Origin of the sequence: Paraburkholderia sp. MM5477-R1 (genome assembly GCF_050436385.1) — a bacterium.
Lineage (GTDB): Bacteria > Pseudomonadota > Gammaproteobacteria > Burkholderiales > Burkholderiaceae > Paraburkholderia > Paraburkholderia tuberum.
This window is the reverse complement of the sequence record NZ_JBNDMC010000006.1, coordinates 1,523,761-1,539,623: the sequence shown is the minus strand read 5'-3', so window position 1 is coordinate 1,539,623 and position 15,863 is coordinate 1,523,761. Positions and strand designations below refer to the sequence as shown.

The following is a 15,863-nucleotide window of genomic DNA, read 5'->3' as shown; positions in this document are numbered from 1 at the left end:
AGGGTCTTCGCTATGGCGATTGATCAATCTGGCCGGTCCGTGTTGCAAGTCGACGGCGGGCGATGCAAGCGCCCAGGGCGGGCTGAATGCGGCAATGGAGACGATCCCACGTGCGATTTTGAGTTCGGAATACGGCCGTGGGACCGTGTACGACACCGAGGGCACAACCGTCCGCTCGTCGGTCGCGCTGACGCAAAGCCGACGGTTGAAACGCAGATCGAAGCGAGCCGCTCATCGCTGGGCTGCATTTGGTGGTGCGCGAATCGGTACGGTGCGCGTCAGAATATCGATGACGAGCATAGGCGCGCCGCAATGGCGACAGATGAAGGTCGGTCGATCGGTGGCGATCGCATCGTACGGTGATGGACAGAGCTTGGGGGCAACGCCGAGCAACGTACGAATCTTCGTCAGGTTTGCGCGGCGCACCGGGTTAGCGAGCAACCCGTAATGGCGGATTCGATGGAAGCCGGCGGGCAACACATGGAGCAGGAACCGGCGCATGAACTCGCTGGATTCGAGCGTCATGGCTTTATAGCGAGTACGCCCCTTCTCCCGGTAGTCTTTCCAGCGGAAGCTCACGCACCGTCCATCGAAGGCGAGCAGGCGCTGGTTGGAGATCGCGACGCGATGTGTATAGCGTGAGAGGTAGGCGAGTACCGCTTCAGGGCCCGCGAACGGACGCTTGGCATACACGAACCATTCGGAGGCGCGCAGCGGCGCGAGCCACTGTGCGAAGACCGCTCGGTCAGCGAGCTGCGCGTACTCGCCGAAGAACTGAAGCCGTCCGCGCCGATGAGCGTCAGCGAGCGCTTCGAGAAAGCGCCTGCGAAACAGACGCGAGAGCACGCGCACCGGCAGGAAGAAGCCGGGCCGACAGGCGATCCAGCGTTCGCCATTGGCTGACAGGCCACCGCCAGGGACAATGCCGTGCACATGCGGATGGTGCGTGAGCGCTGAGCCCCAGGTGTGCAGCACGAGCGTGGCGCCAATGTCGGCGCCCAGGTGCTTAGGATCCGCGGCGATGGTGCGCAGCGTCTCGGCCGCGATGTCGAACAGCAGCCCGTAGATGACGCGCTTGTTATACCAGGCGATCGCACTGATCGGTGCGGGAAGCGTGAAGACGACGTGGTAGTACCCGATGGGCAGCAGGTCAGCCTCGCGCGCTTCGAGCCAGCGACGCGCGGCACTTGCCTGACACTTCGGGCAATGGCGATTCCGGCAGGTAACGGAGTGCACTCCGTTACCTGCGTTATGGGAAGTTCTGTCTAACGGGGAGAGGATGGCCCGGAGCTAGCGCGAAGCGGACTCACCACCCCCATTGACTCTCCATTAAAGCTTGGCCCTGAGCATCGCGATTACCTTATCGGATGGCCGAAACGAACCCCTGCGCAGATGCGGTGGGACGATCGCGTTGAGGGCTTCGAGCTTCTCAGTTGGATCAGCGCGAGTGTAGATTTCAGTGGTCGCCAGATCGCTATGCCCGAGCCATAAGGACACTTTCCGAATATCCTGAGTGCTTCGTAGTACTATCATTGCGCAGGTGTGCCTCAACACGTGTGGTGATACCTGCTTCTTCGATAGCGAGGGACACGTATGACGAGCTGTCTCAGCGTGGTATCTAAGGATATACGCGAAACCCCAGCGACTCATTGCTTCACCGCGAGCATTGACGAACAATTCCGGTACTGCAGCAGTTCCCCGTACCGCCATCCAGGCACGCAACGCGTTAGTGGTCGTTTTCCACAGGGGCAACGCGCGCTCCCGCCGACCCTTGCCGTGAACACGAATGCTCATCGACGGGAACACAACATCGGCGACTTGCAAACCCGTCAGTTCCGATACACGCAGTCCGGCGCAGATGGCCAGATGCAGCATCGCCCGGTCCCGGATCCCCTCGCGCGTTGATGGATCGGGCGCATCGAGCAGGGCCTGAACCTCTTCCTCGACCAGATAAGGCACTAACCGGGAATCAGTTTTCTTGTAGGGAATGCCCAGGATTCGTCGCGCCTGCTCGAGTATCGCGGGCTCGCGATACTCAAGGAAGTGGAAGAATGACCTGATTGCAGCCAGCCGGACATTGCGAGTCCCAGGCGAGTTCTGGCGCGTATCTTCCAGATATTCCAGGAAGTCGCTGATCAGTCTCGCATCGAGCTGCTCCAGCGCTAGCGACGACGGCGTCATCCTTGAGTCGCCCGGCGGCGAACTCGAACAGGAGCTGAAAGGTGCAAGCATAGGAGTCGCAGGTGTGTTGGCTGGCGCCTCTCTCATGAGCAAGGTTTTGACGAAGAAATGCCACAATGTGCGGTGCGATCGGGATCATTTCTGTTCTCCAGTGAGAAACCCCTCTGCGGCGACAGCAATGTCATGCAGAAGCTCGGGAGTGGCCTCCAGATACCAATAGGTGGCGTTGATGTTGACGTGACCCATGTAGGTCGCAAGGGCCAACATGTGCCGCCCAACGCGGTCCCGGCCTTCCGGGCTCACCTCCAGTGCCCTGACGGCGAACGTGTGCCTGAGCTCATGCAGGCGGGGACGGTGGCCGTTGTGGGTGGTGCCGATGCCGGCAATCTTCAACAGCTTCTGGAACGTCCAGTAAGCGACCGTATATCTGAGTGGTCGACCATCGTCATCAACGAACACATGGTCGTCACCCGGACGGGCCTGCAGCCGCAGGGTCAAGTACCCCTGCAAACCCTCCGCCGCCGTCTCGTGAAGTGGAACCAGACGGGTCTTCTGGAATTTGCTCTTTCGAATGAGTAATCCTTCGGGTGTAATGTCGGCACGCCGCAGGTTCAGGGCCTCAGAGATCCGCATGCCCGTGACTGACAGCAGGGCGATTAATGTCGCATACGTTTGTGGTTGCAACATATCGCGAGGACCCGATTGCAAGGCTGCGTTGACCAGGCGCTTGATGTCGGCGCGCGAGTAGATGAACGGGACGCGGCGTGTCTTTCGGTAGCCAAAGTACCGGGCGGGCGGCAGCTCATGGCTTTGATCTTCGGTACGCAGATACCGGGCGAACCGACACACGGTCTTTAGCCTCGCGTCACGCTGGGCCACCGACGCAGCCTCAGCGGCCCAGTTGATTGCGGTTTGCGCGCGAACGTGCGTTTCACCGCGCTTGACGGCAAAGCACGCGAAGCTGTGCAACAGATAGTCTGCGTTCAGTAGTTTGAAGCCGGCCGCACGCCGCGCGGCAAGATAGGACTCCACGGCCGGCATCATTTCGTCACCTCCGGCCATGGCTGCGCGACTTGCCTGAGCAGCGCGACGTCGACCTTGGCGTAATAGGCCGTGGTGTCGATGCCGCGATGCCTCAGGACCTGGCCAATCTGGTCGAGGGGAAGCCCATGACGTAACATCTCGGTCGCCGCTGTGTGGCGCAGCAGATGGGCGCCTTTGGCGGGCGAACTCACCCCGGCACGTTTTAGTGCGCGCTTCACTACCGACGATATGCAATCGCCTGAGATAAACGGCTTGAAAGGGGCGATGTTTCGAACAAAGACGTGGTCGCTGCAGGCAACTCGAGGTCGCGACTCGATGTACCGCAGAAGTGCCTCACCGGCATCCTGCGGCAGCGGCAGACGAACTTCATAGCGCCCCTTTCCCGAGACGCGCAGTGTCCCGGTTTCCCACTCGATATCGCTCATGCGAAGGTTCGCCAGGTCACCAGCGCGAACCCCGAGTCGCACCAGCAACAGGACAATCGCGCGATCGCGAAGGCGCCCGTGTAAATTGACATCGCATGCGGCAATCAGACGGTCAACTTCGTCAGCGCTCAGACACCGTGGCAGTGTCGCCAGGCGCCAGTGCGCCAACGCCGGAACCGCTTGATCGAGTCCGGCGCGACATAAACCCTCAACACCGAGATAACGCAGGAAGGCCCGCGCGCTGGTGACCAGCTTTTCTGCGGTACCGATGCCACAGTTGCAGGCACTGTTCAACAGGAACGTGCGCATGTGCTTTGCGTCCCACTGGGTCGCGTCGCTACCAAGCACCTCCACCATCACTGCGGCATCGCGACAGTAGAGCCGAATGGTCGACGCTTTCGCGCCTCGGTGCGTGTGCAACCATCGCCGGAAACCGCTCACGATTGCCGGCTCTCGAATCTCGGCAATCGAGGGCTTGTTGTCCTGGCAGACGCCGATCTCAATCAGGTATTCGCGAAAGCGCTTGGCACCGAAATACAGATGGTGGTTGGCTTTACCTCCTTTTGCTTCCGGACAGGTGCAGGTAGGCAGATGACGATAGAAGATTTCTGGAGTCTGTGGATCCGCATCGGCCAGGGTGCCGCCGTGCGCCAGCATGAAGCGGCCCAGATGGTCGGCGGCTCGCAGATAACGTACGGCGCTGGCCGCGGAGTATCCGTCCCGTTCGAGCGCATCAGCAAAGTCATCAATGAAGGCTCCGCTGGGCCCCGAGCGCAGGCGTTTCAGGGTTTTGGGTGCTACCAGGTAGGTGTCTAGCATCACGTCCTCCTATGAGGGTTGCCGGGGAAGGCCAGACGACCATAGCAAAGGAGAACCGAGATTTTATGGGGAGTTGACCGGCGACCAACCAGACACCAAACCGACGCGGCCAGCCGCATTCGTGTCGAATCTGATCTGCAACTCCCCGTTAGACAGAACTTCCCATAAGACATGAGTTATACGCGATCTCGGTTCGCGAGCAGCCTGAACAGCGCAGCACATGCCCGCCCAGCGCCGCGCTGCGGCACTGTTCGATGGCCGACATCACCTTCAGCTGCCCGAGGCTCAGCGCTACCGTGCCTCGCCACCTGGGCCCGCAGGCGCGGAAGATGTCCGCGACCTCCAGCATTGGATCCGACCGCGCGTCCGTTATTCGAGGCGCAGGCGCTCCAGCGGACTAACGACTTCATGCAGCAAGTCGGTGGCGACCTGGGCGTAAAGCGCTGTAGTTTCGAGCCTATTGACTGCAGTCAATAGGCTTGAAAGCACGATCCGCTATCTGGGCATCGAAGTCGACGACGCGCTTGAGATTTCGGAGCAGACTGAGATCTAGCGCAGCTGGTGCCGGCCGCGCGAATCGATCTACATCGAAATTCGTGCGGCCGCGTCCAGCGCGGCTCTCCACAAACCGGCGGACCTGTGCCCGTCGCTGATGCAGGACAACCATCCTCGAGACCGGTTCGGCCTGGAACGCTGCCGGACAGCCTAGGCGTTCGATTCGGCCGTAGCTGACCTTAAGGTCGGCTCGGTAGTGCGTCAGCAATATAGTAGGTTGCGGACGGCGTCGGCATTGATCGGAGGTACGGCAGATTCCTGCATCAGCAAACTCACAATCTCGACTCGGTGCGGCCCTTCATAGTGCTGTAATGCGGATCGTCGTGATCGAAGTTGACTTGATTCACCGTCAAATTATCTGCAACGGTCCCGTGCTGCGTTCATCGTACCGGCGCTAAAATCCGCGAGTATTGGCTCGACGTAGCGGAAACGCCGGGTTCGGCATTTACAGCACGCAGCCGCATCCTCAACATGAGCGACCAGCCTGGCTTAGGCTGAGCCGTTAGCCTTTCTAGAGCCAGATGGCGGGGTATATTCGTCGTCCTCCGCATTGTGGACATACCAGTCGGCCTCCGGTTGCTGCTCAACTTCAGGCTCGGCGTCAACGCGGACGAATACACGGCGGCTACCGGGTATGTGGAATTTGAAGCCGAGAAACTTGCGCTTAACCTTGAACGCCTTGACACGCCAGAGCCCCGCCCAGAGTCCGAGAACCTTCAGATTCCAATACAAAGTTGAGGTGACCACTGCGCCTGTGATCACAACCCACGGAGCGATTGGTAATACGGACAGTCCGATACCCGCAACGACAGGGACGGTGCACGATATCGCGAACCAAGGGCTGACCCCGATCGACGTGTATAGCTTAAATTCATTAAGTTGTAGCCCGCGGTTGTTCAAATCAGCGACGATCATCGGCAAAAGCTCCCAACCGCAGCGTGGCGAGTTTAGGTGGCAGAGAAACGCCACGCCTTTCGCAGCGTTAATTCCGGCAAATCCAATGCAGGTTTGAATATTCTTCGTCTGCAGCTTAGCATTCGGTTCGTCCCGCAGGCCGATTCCGTACTGTGCTTCTCTTACTTTGACGGTCACTTCAACTCTTTCCGGGTTCAAGTTGCGCGGATAAGGATCGCGCCAAGTATCTCGATGCTTTGGGCATCAAGCCGCGCGCGCTGATTGCCAACGATCTCTAGATCCCTGTCGATTGTCCAGAAGTGGGATCCGACGAAGGCACGAAACACACTCGTCTTACCGCTTCTTCTCGTTCAGCTTTTCTAGCGATTTACTACGTAGACCGGTTTTGCTGTCATGAGAGCCAGGAATTGGCAGATGACGCCAAAAATAAGGAGAGGCAGGGCTATCCAGGCAAGAACGAAGAAAAGCCCTAGCTGCACCACGGAACCGCCAAGTCCGTACTGCATGTTTGTTCGACGGATATTCGCAACAACCATAAAGCAGGCTATCGCCACGCCGACGACGATTATTACTATACCGTTCAGCGCGTCCCCGTGGCTTTCCAGCGCTGAGTGACGCCACATGTTGCCGGCTATGATGAGCGCCAGCGCCGCGAGAGTGGCAATAAAAGCACTTTTGGTGAAAAACGCATGGCCGAACTTGGCGTTGCAGTGCTGATTGAACTTAGTTGCGCCCATGTATAGCGCGAAAATGATAGCGACGCCGATAAGGATCTTGATGACCAGCATGAATACTCCTCGATAGAAGGTTCTTGTTTTTTCGCCAGCGACCAGCATTGCAATGCGCTTTATCGCGACAGAGTGCGCGGTCGCGACGGACCGAATTCACTTTGTCTGGTTATCGGCAGCTCACACTGATTCTTGAGTTCCGATACCTCCGGGAATGGCTGTGGAGACGTTCGACGGCAGGCAGTCGTCGGCCATAAGTGGACGGTCGACGGACCACGCAGAATCGTAGACCATTTGGTCGCCGTCACACGCGAGACACATACGGACGCGTAAATGCGATACGATCATGCCTCTTCGGGGTATTTCTCTTAGTATAAAACATGCCAGTTACTTGGATCGACATAGCTGACTCCGCAGTCAAAATCGGGTTAGGCGGGATTATTGGCGGCATCGCGACTGTTCTCGTCGGGCATCAAAAAAACAAGCACGAAGTTTCGCTCGGCCATCGCTCGGCCGAGCGAGAGAAACAAAAGGAACTACGCGCAAATCGGCGGCGCCTCGTTGAGGCTGCAGCTACGTCCATCGACAGCTTCTTCCGCTTACACGAGCGGTTAGCAATGCAGGCTGGTGGTTCAGCCGCAACTGTCCAAAAGTTTAAATCCGAAAATAACGAATTGTCGCCAGAGAAAGTCAAAGAGTTGCGCCAAAGATTTATAACTCTTTGCGGGGACGATTATTTTGACGGGTACCATTCAGCACGCACGCAAATTGCGATGCTTAAGTTGGCATCCGCAACAGAAGCTGCGGATGCGCTTACCGTAGCATGTCGTACGGCGGTTAATTATCGTGATCTGCTGACTTCGAATGGTGCTAATTTTATCCCGACAGTGGATCAGGCGAAACAGTCTCGTAGAGAGTTTCGCCAAAAACGCGAGGTATTCGAAGACACTCTCAGTAATTACTATGCTCAGCTTTGAGCGGCCGGTATTGCAATGCCATCGGGTTTCCACACATCCTGGGTCGACAGCACGCGTTCGCGGATGTGAGAGTCGCCGCTCCGGATCCGGTTCCGGCGAACGGCCGGTTAGCAGCGTGCAGCCGCCCGATGAGGGTCGGTAGCTGAGCGTCGGCAATGGCCGAAATTTACCTGTAGGTCATCGGGCAACATTCAGTTGCGGACCAGTCGCCGGGGTGAAGGCTTCGTAAGATCCGTGAGAGGCAATATTTGGCCGGGCCCGGTATGAACCCCGGGGCAAATCCGACCAGAGCGAGCGTCGACGTCGGATACCACAATCGAACTCCCATCATCCCTGTGGGAGACTGAGATGAGAACCGAACAATCCCGTGAGGCATGGAACAAGGGCAAGCTGGTCGGGCAGAAACCGCCGCTGAGACCGAAAGACGTCTGGGCTGGACAAGAATTGCACCCCATCAAGCCTTCAAGTCAGAACGGAGGCTCTATGGCTCCCCCGACCCGCCCGACCATTGCCCGACACGTCGCGCAAATATACGATCGAGACCCTCGCTTCGTATCATAGGAGGCTCCGACCACAGCGTAGCTCCATCTTAGTCCTCTGCCGCCGTGCTCATGAATGTAAGCGGCCATGTTTTCTTCTGCATGAGGAGCGCCGCCCTCTTTAAGACTCATATCTCTCAGGTGGGTAGGAACTTCCACAATGCCCAATCGCTTTAGTTCGATACGTTGCTCCTCGTTGAACCCAGCGGACGAGTTGATGCCGGCGATGAAGAGCCTAGCTTCGCCAATTTGGATGTGGGCTATTTGGACCGTCGAACCGCTCAGTCTGTTACCGAGCGCCTTGATCCGATTCGCAACGAGGGTCAGCGCGTGTGCGCCTTTTCGTTGCAGTTCTGCCTCCATGATTGTCGACACGGTGCGCCTCCTGATCGTATTCACACGATCGGTTCGCGTCGTTCAATGCAACGGTTACAGCTGGTACGACGACAGCCGATCGCCGATTGACGAGACGTCAATGTATTCCTGTGGGCTCAGGAAGTCGACGTGTGGATATTGCTAGGATAGTTGGATAGATCAAATAATTCAGGCTTGAGTTGCATTTGGCGAAGCATCTTGGGAGCCATTGTCGAAGTCCAGCGGGATCTTGTCGTTGCCGCTGCCTTTGGCCGTGCGGTCGCGCAGAGTCGCACTGTTGGCCGGGTCCTGAGGAGTCCGCCACAAAGCGTCCTTCGCGACTACTGCTGGACCATATTCAGACACGTCCGGCGCTGTAAACGGTCATTTGTCGTCGAGACTTGGACGCCGCTATCCCCCTCCGTCATGTGCTTCCTCACACTTTTCGTCCCAACGGACACCGGGAAGATCATGTGGCGTCGGTGCGCATTTCGAAGGCGGACTTCGGTAAGCACATTAATAGTCCGGCCAAAACAATTGAAAAAACTGTATATCAAGGCGCAAATCGCCGAGGTATCGGCATATATCCACGACGTCAGCGGCTATTCTCCAGACGCAGGCTCATTTTGTTCATTCCCGTTGGCAAGCGCGGCAGCGGTGTCTTGCGGACCGATAGGAATGTCAACTGCGCCAAGACTACTCGGTCCATGAGGGTGACCGCCCTGCCGACGTCGCCGGTGCATCAAATCCGGCGGGCTCAGAATCGGTACGGGCTCTCAGCCCGATCCAATGCAGTTCCCGATGACTAAATGTGGCGAGGAGGAGCAAGTGAAAACGACGCACATGCGCCTTGCGTGGTGGTTTTTCACATTGCTGCTTGCTGGTTGCTCGTCAGGCACACTAACTACACGTGATGAAGCGGCGCGCCAACCGCTCTCGGCGTCCACTCAGCCGATCCTGCAGCCGCCGCGAAATGCGAATGACATTCTTGCAGAAATCCGCACCGTAAAGGGCAATGAGGAGACCTTGCAGCGGTTGACGGCGGTTGCCGATGCAACATCTCCGCAGGAGAGTCAAAGCCCGATGACGTTCTATTGGAAACGTGCGGGGGCGGCCGCACAGGTCGGTCGTCCCGAACAGGCGCTCACAGATCTGCGTACTGCTTACGAACTGACAGAGCACACCCGCGCCACGGGAGCACGACGCGACGTCGTACGGGAACTCGCCAATGCGGAGTTAGAAGCCGGCAACTTCCAAACGGCCATCGAACTCATGCAACATGCCTTACGCGAGGTACCCAAGTCAATCGGCAACTATGAAACGCTGAGTGCCATCTATGCATCGATTGGCGATACCAACAACTCTCGCAGTGCCGGGCGACAGGCGCAACAGCTAATGAACCACATCAGCAAGTCCGATCCGCCGCAGGAGTGGCGTGCCCCGACCGTCGAATATCTCATCCTCGAGTCGGACGGGCAGTGGCGACAGGCCGAGCCCTATATACGCGACTCAATTGCCGCCTACGAAAGCAGCGCTCGTAAAGATCGGACGCCCAACTGGATTGAGAAGCGCCTGCTGCATCTTTCCGCAAATCTGGTCATGCAGGGTCGGTATGACGAGGCAGAAGCAATAGATCGGCAGGTGATTCGCACGCTGCTTCATCGCGTCGGGCGAACCAACCTCGATACCGTCGATGGCGTCTTGGCGCTGGGCGAAGCGGTCTATGCGCGAAATCACATCGCTGATGCGCTTCGCCTCTGCGACGAAGCTCTCGCGATCCTTGACGAAATGAAGGTGCCTCCGAATGTTCGTCAACGCCGCCAGATCGATCACTTTAAGGGCCGCATCTATCTTGCCGAAGGCGAACTGACCAAGAGTCTTACATCGTTTGAACAGGCAAAAGCGGGCTTGCCCGACGACGACTTCTTCGCGAGATCCCTATTTCATCAGTCGCCTGACGCAATTCTGTCTTTGGCCGCAAATGGGCAAATCGCGCGGGCCGTCCAGCTCGCGGATAGCTTGGTGGAACTACGGCGGAGCACGTATGGGGAAGGCACTCGAGAATGGGCCGAGGCAATCGGCATTCATGCGTTCACGCTTGCTCATGCCGGGCAGAGCGCCGACGCGATCGCAGAGTTTGACGTATTTGCTCAATACGCTACGATCGGCGGGGGTAGCAATGTATTTGATCATGTGCGTTACCGCCTGCTGACGGAATGCTACGTTGGAGTCATGTTCGGAGCCTCGCAGCACGCGAGCGATCCCAACGTGAGGCGGCAGATGGCCGAGAAGGCCTTTGTTCTCGCAGATTCGGCGCGCGAAGCTGAGGTGCGACGAGCAATTCAAGCTTCGTCCGCGCGAGCTGCAGCAAGGTCGTCGCAAACAGCTGACGTCGTTCGTCAGGAGCAGGACCTTGCTTTGCGCGCGAGTGCATTGCGCGTTCATCTCGCGAGGCTGTCGGCCACCCGGCCCAGCCCGCAGATACGGCAGATCACGGCAAACCTTGTCGAGGAGCTGAAACTGACTCAACAGGAGCAGGAGGCGGCGCACAAGGATCTCGTCATGCATCTGAGCGAGCGCGGTAACGCACTTGAGTCACCTAGCGTGGGAGCAAGCGCCGTCGCGAAGGCGCTGCGTCCCGACGAGGTGATGGTCGCGACCTTTGTGACCAGCGATCGCACATTTGTCTGGAGTATCGATCCGTCCGGCTCGATTTTGTTTCGTGCGTCCAGCGGCGGACGCGGGCAAATTAACCGTCTGGTAGCGTTGGTCCGTGCCTCAACCGAAATACACGGAGATACCTTTTCAAGCATCAAGTCGTTCGATCTCGCCGCTGCCTACGCCATCTACGAACAGGCACTCTTGCCTGTACAGCCAGGATGGGATCGCGCGCATTCGCTCGTCATTGTCCCCGATGAAGCGCTTGGCTTTGTGCCGTTCGGGTTGCTCCCTGTAGAACGGCCTGAGCACGTGACTGATGCTCACGCGATATTCGACGGTTACCGGCAGGTAGCATGGTTGGTTCGCTCGCACGCCACTTCGAGCGTGCCGTCAGCCGCGGCGTTCGTTAGTCTGCGGCAAGTATTGTTGACGGCGGTGTGAAAGCGCCACCAGATGGCGGCGCAAGGTTGAGTAAAAGCGTCAACAACAGGGGCGGTTACGTCCCGCCGTTGTTGGGTGATGGTCATCAGAATGGATCATCGATGTCGCGAGGGTGAGGATTGTCGGGAGGCGTACGCTGTTCGTACAGCAGGCCATTTAACGGAATCTGATAGTGCGCGGCGATACGCTCGCGTAGATCGTCGATGAGTTCCACGACGGCGAGCGCCTGATCGGCGGACCAGTTGTCCGGAATCAGGAAGTCCAGCCCGTGAGTGATGCCCGAAGGCAGGTGGAGTCGCTTCATGATTTCTTCTTCTCCATGCGTGCCGCGCTGCGTTTCTTTGCGCGCTGCTCGGCCCGTTCACGTGCCTCCTTCACCCGGTAGGACTCGCCTTCGATTGCGACGACTTCAGCACGATGCACCAGCCGGTCAACCAGCGAGACGACGCAGGCGGCGTTCGGAAACACCTCCGACCATTCTGCGAACGGCCGGTTTGTCGTGACCACGGTGCTCGCTGCGCCATACCGGCGGCTGATCAGTTCGAACAGCAGGTCGGCGTGGCGGTTCGAGTAGGACAGGTATCCGACCTCGTCAATTACAAGCACGTCCGGCGTGGCGTACCGGTGCAGCCGCCGGCGTAACGCCGAGTCACTGTCAAGCGCGGCGAGCTCACCGAGCATCTGGCCAGCAGTTGTGAACAGCGCCGTGTGCCCGTTGACGAGCGCCTGGTAGGCGAGGTTCAGCGCCAGGGTCGACTTGCCCACGCCGTTCGGGCCGATCAGTACGACGTTGGCGGTGTCCCTGACGAACTCGAGCGACATCAGTTCTTCGACGGCGGCCCGGTCGCAGCGCGTGGGCCAGGCCCAGTCAAAGTCGCACATCGGTTTGAAGCTGCCCAGATGGGCGTCCCGGATGCGTCGCTCGAGCGAACGGCGGGCACGCTCGTCTTCTTCCCACTGCAGCAGCGGCGCAACCCAGCCGGCGTCGGTGAGATCCGGCCAATGCGCCAGCAGCCCGTACAGGCGCAGGGCGTTCGCGCGCTCCTGCAGGTTCTCAGGCGAGCTCATCAGTACCTCCCGTTATCTGGTCGTAGATGTCGAGCCGGTGAGGGGTCACCAGCGTGTCCTTGCTACGCACGTGCTCGGGCAGGTTCACCGTTACTGGCGGCGGTACCTGGCGCGATTCGCGCCGACGCTCCAGCGCCAGACGCACCGGATTCTGGTGAGGCGCGGCATCGCTGGCGAGCGTTTCCTCGATCGCTGCCTGCAGTTCGGCTGCACCATAACGGTCGAGCAGCCGCAGCAGGTGGGCGGTGATATTGCCCAGATTGGCGCCGCGTTCAGCCGCGCGCAGCATGAGTGTGTGACTGGCCGGCGCTGCGCGGGCGAGATGGTCGAGGCCGCGATGGTGACGGGCTTCGCGTTTGCGTGCAACGAGGTCGTCGATGTGCGCGGCAATCTCGATCTGCGCGCCGCGATCGTAACTGCGCACATGGGTTGCAAGCAGATCGGCGCCGTCGAGAATGCGTACCTGCCGGGGATCGGCCCGGACCGTGAGCACGCGCCGCACGTGGGTATGCGGGATCGTGTAGTCGTTCAGATCGAAGCGCACATACGGCTGCTTGCCGACCTTCACGGCCAGTTGCAGTTCGCAGGGATACGGGTTCTCCGGCAAGGTAAGCAGGCTTGGCTGCTCGCGGGCGAAGGCTTCACGCACCGTGATCGTGGGCTCTTCCCGGCAGGGACGATCCGCCGCGATGCCCGCGCACCATTGCGCGGCCTGGATGTTCAGATCGTCGAGATCGGCGAACTTGCGCGCGGCAAAGAAATTCTCACGTACATACCTGATAGCTCTTTCGACGCGTCCCTTCTCGTTTCCTCTGGCCACTGCCACGGGCCGGGGCTCGAAGCGATGATGAGCGGCGAACGCGAGCAACGTCGGGTTGAAGCGGATCGCATCACCCTGACGCTCGAGCACAGCGCTCCTGAGATTGTCGTAGAGGAGGATCCGTGGCAATCCGGACCACGCCGCGAACGCGCCGGCGTGGCCCGCCAGGAAGCTGTCCATGCGGGCATCGAGGAAGAAGCGCAGATAGATCTGCCGAGACCACGACAGCACCATGACGAAGGCCATGAGCGGCCGGCGCGCGCGCCCGATCTGCAGGTGATCGAAATGGGCCCAGTCAACCTGGCCCTGCTCTCCAGGCAAGGTGCGCAGCCGCAGATAAGCCTCTGGTGTAGGACGCGGACGGTGTACCGCGATCAGGTGCCGGAAATGATGAGGGTTGCCACGGTAGCCGCGCTCGGTGACCATCGCATACAGCCGGCTGGCCGTGAGCGACGGAAATCTCTTGAGCGTGTCATGGATAAACGGCAGGTAGGCATCGATCTGCGAAGGTCTGAGCATCCCGCCGACGCGGGGCAGACCGGCCTGCGCCAGCACGCGCTGGACCGTGCCACGGTGCACGTGCAACTGCCGTGCGATGGTGCCGCAGCGCCACTTCTCGACGTGGTAGTAGCGCAGGATCTGCGCCTCCAGTTCAACTCCAATGGTCATGGGTCAATTCCTGTGTAGTAGGTAGTAGTACGAACATCACGGAAGACCCGACGGCGTAGTGGCCCGAGGCGCACGAAGTCCAGACAGACGCAGTGGCAGAAATGGCAACGCTCAGGCACAGCTGGGGCGGTGGCGGACACCGCTGCTGTTGCCGCCGACGTCGTCGAAGTCGGTGCCAGTAGAGCATCGGCGGCAGGTACAGCGGAACCCTGATGCGTCACTTTATTCTGGCGACTGCGGTAGCGGCGCATCCGTTCGGCATGCGCGAAGCGGCCGTGACGACTGCGCTGATAGCGCTGGCCGGCCACGCGCATGCTGGCCTGGCGTGCGACCTCAGAACAGTCACCGTCGCAGTAGATCTGGCCGCGGTCGCAACGGCGGCAAACGACGACCTGCGCCCGGCAGCGGGCGCACACAAACAGGCGGCCGGCGGCCGGCATCGGCAATCCCCGTCAATGCCGAAACGCTATCGACGGGACCGGTGGGTCGTGCCATACTGGCCCGGCACCCGTGCCCCATGCGCGTGTGGGGCTCGACATCGGAGTGAACTTGGCGGTTTGAGCCGGTGTCGGGCCTGTTTCTTCGGCGGTAAGCCTTTCTACCGCATCCAGACTTCGGCGTCACCTCCTCCTGAAACGAGCTGTGCCGGGTGCGTCTGCACTCGCCCTACGGGCTCCTTCCGACGCAGCCGGCGCCGCCTCCGCTCTTCGCGCAAACCATTTCCAAACCGCTCAACAGAGGAGGATCATTCCGTATCTCTGATGACGCCGCCGTTTAGCGTCGGTTTCTCACACCCGTTCACAAGTATCGATGGCGACCGGTTTTCGCAAGAATTTCATCGGCTTCGGCGCCCCTCTTTTTAGCGCCGCTCGGTCGGCCACGACGCCTCAGTTCAGCCAACGAGGTGCGAGCGCCATCCATGCTTTGGATACACGTATCACCGGCCGTGGCGCACTGGATAGTCAAGCACTTGCCTCGGCACATCTGGACGATCTCATGCCCCTTCCCGAAACGGCCGACGAAGTACGCGCGATAGCCCGTGCGCTCGGTGCGGATGAGAACTCGGACGTTTTACTCGGTACCGCAGCGACGGTATCGGCCGCAAAGAGCGGGCTCCTCGCCAATCGCCGTGTCGTCATGTTTGCCACACACGGACTCGTGCCTGGCGACCTTGACGGACTGCAGCAACCTGCTCTGGCCTTGTCAAACCCCAAAGTCGTGGGTGGAATCGGCGATGGACTGCTTAAGATGGATGATGTGCTAACGCTCAAACTGAACGCCGACTGGGTGGTGCTGTCCGCCTGCAACACTGCTGCGGCCGATGGCGCTGGTTCAGAGGCGGTATCAGGTCTGGGACGGGCTTTTTTCTATGCAGGCACGCGCGCTCTGCTTGCCACGCATTGGGCTGTCGAAACAGAATCGGCCCAGGAACTGACGACCCAGCTGTTTTCTCTTCAACAAGCAGAGCCAACGCTGGGGCGTGCTGAAGCGTTGCGGCAAACAATGGTTGCAATCATTGACAAATCCGGACGATTCAAAGACGGCAAGATGATCGCGTCATATGCACATCCGTTTTTCTGGGCGCCGTTTGCGCTTTTTGGCGACGGAGGTGCGAACTGAACGTTTGCGGGATCAGCGCGGCAATTGACTGCCGTGGCTCCGAGGAC

At 59.5% G+C, this 15,863-nt stretch carries 12 protein-coding genes and 3 pseudogenes; 4 read left to right on the top strand and 11 right to left on the bottom strand.

Translation table 11 applies throughout. The features are described 5' to 3' along the window. Positions 1-231: 231 nt before the first annotated feature. The 5 genes and pseudogenes from OKW35_RS25545 to OKW35_RS25525 all read right to left on the bottom strand — a co-directional run. A pseudogene (locus OKW35_RS25545) lies at positions 232-1,224 on the bottom strand (IS91 family transposase); the annotation flags it as partial. A 105-nt stretch (positions 1,225-1,329) separates the two neighbouring features. After that, positions 1,330-2,181, bottom strand: a complete 852-nt coding sequence (locus tag OKW35_RS25540) for a tyrosine-type recombinase/integrase (protein ID WP_429553485.1) — start codon at positions 2,179-2,181, stop codon at positions 1,330-1,332. Between the two features lie 135 nt (positions 2,182-2,316). Next, a complete protein-coding gene (locus tag OKW35_RS25535; RefSeq protein WP_429355210.1) occupies positions 2,317-3,225 on the bottom strand; it encodes a tyrosine-type recombinase/integrase in 909 nt (302 codons plus the stop codon). Continuing rightward, entirely contained in the window at positions 3,222-4,469 is a 1,248-nt protein-coding gene (locus OKW35_RS25530; protein WP_429553484.1) for a site-specific integrase, read from the bottom strand. Before OKW35_RS25530 ends, OKW35_RS25535 begins: the two co-directional genes overlap by 4 nt. Positions 4,470-4,638: 169 nt before the next feature. Then, positions 4,639-4,818, bottom strand: a pseudogene (locus OKW35_RS25525) (transposase zinc-binding domain-containing protein); the annotation flags it as partial. A gap of 126 nt (positions 4,819-4,944) precedes the next feature. On the opposite strand from OKW35_RS25525, the pseudogene OKW35_RS25520 reads away from it, so the two are divergent. Further along, positions 4,945-5,022: pseudogene (locus OKW35_RS25520) on the top strand (integrase); the annotation flags it as partial. A gap of 491 nt (positions 5,023-5,513) precedes the next feature. On the opposite strand, the gene OKW35_RS25515 reads toward OKW35_RS25520, so the two are convergent. After that, positions 5,514-6,116, bottom strand: coding sequence for a hypothetical protein (locus OKW35_RS25515; protein ID WP_429553483.1), 603 nt, complete (start codon positions 6,114-6,116; stop codon positions 5,514-5,516). A 182-nt stretch (positions 6,117-6,298) separates the two neighbouring features. After that, on the bottom strand, positions 6,299-6,727 hold the full coding sequence (locus OKW35_RS25510; RefSeq protein ID WP_429553482.1) for a hypothetical protein: 429 nt from the start codon (positions 6,725-6,727) through the stop codon (positions 6,299-6,301). A 320-nt stretch (positions 6,728-7,047) separates the two neighbouring features. Here OKW35_RS25510 and OKW35_RS25505 point away from each other — a divergent pair, with 320 nt between their 5' ends. Further along, positions 7,048-7,644, top strand: a complete 597-nt coding sequence (locus OKW35_RS25505) for a hypothetical protein (protein ID WP_429553481.1) — start codon at positions 7,048-7,050, stop codon at positions 7,642-7,644. Positions 7,645-8,111: 467 nt separating this feature from the next. Here the strand turns inward: OKW35_RS25505 and OKW35_RS25500 are convergent, their stop codons facing one another. Next, positions 8,112-8,558 (bottom strand): hypothetical protein, encoded by a 447-nt coding sequence (locus tag OKW35_RS25500; RefSeq protein ID WP_429553480.1) that lies wholly within the window; start codon positions 8,556-8,558, stop codon positions 8,112-8,114. Between the two features lie 807 nt (positions 8,559-9,365). Between OKW35_RS25500 and OKW35_RS25495 the strand changes: the two genes are divergently transcribed. Further along, the gene (locus OKW35_RS25495) at positions 9,366-11,639 is read left to right on the top strand and encodes a hypothetical protein (RefSeq protein WP_429553479.1); all 2,274 of its coding nucleotides are present in this window, start codon (positions 9,366-9,368) and stop codon (positions 11,637-11,639) included. A gap of 85 nt (positions 11,640-11,724) precedes the next feature. On the opposite strand, the gene OKW35_RS25490 is transcribed toward OKW35_RS25495, so the two are convergent. From OKW35_RS25490 to istA, 3 genes are read right to left on the bottom strand one after another with little or no spacing between them, the layout of a single operon-like run. Continuing rightward, a complete protein-coding gene (locus tag OKW35_RS25490; RefSeq protein ID WP_429553478.1) occupies positions 11,725-11,943 on the bottom strand; it encodes a hypothetical protein in 219 nt (72 codons plus the stop codon). Continuing rightward, entirely contained in the window at positions 11,940-12,707 is a 768-nt protein-coding gene (istB, locus tag OKW35_RS25485) for an IS21-like element helper ATPase IstB (RefSeq protein ID WP_184066100.1), read from the bottom strand. The genes OKW35_RS25490 and istB overlap by 4 nt, the downstream gene beginning before the upstream one ends. Beyond that, entirely contained in the window at positions 12,694-14,196 is a 1,503-nt protein-coding gene (gene istA, locus OKW35_RS25480; RefSeq protein WP_184066102.1) for an IS21 family transposase, read from the bottom strand. The genes istB and istA overlap by 14 nt, the downstream gene beginning before the upstream one ends. 810 nt (positions 14,197-15,006) lie before the next feature. On the opposite strand from istA, the gene OKW35_RS25475 reads away from it, so the two are divergent. Further along, positions 15,007-15,816 (top strand): CHAT domain-containing protein, encoded by an 810-nt coding sequence (locus OKW35_RS25475; RefSeq protein ID WP_429553477.1) that lies wholly within the window; start codon positions 15,007-15,009, stop codon positions 15,814-15,816. The last annotated feature ends 47 nt before the right edge of the window (positions 15,817-15,863 follow it).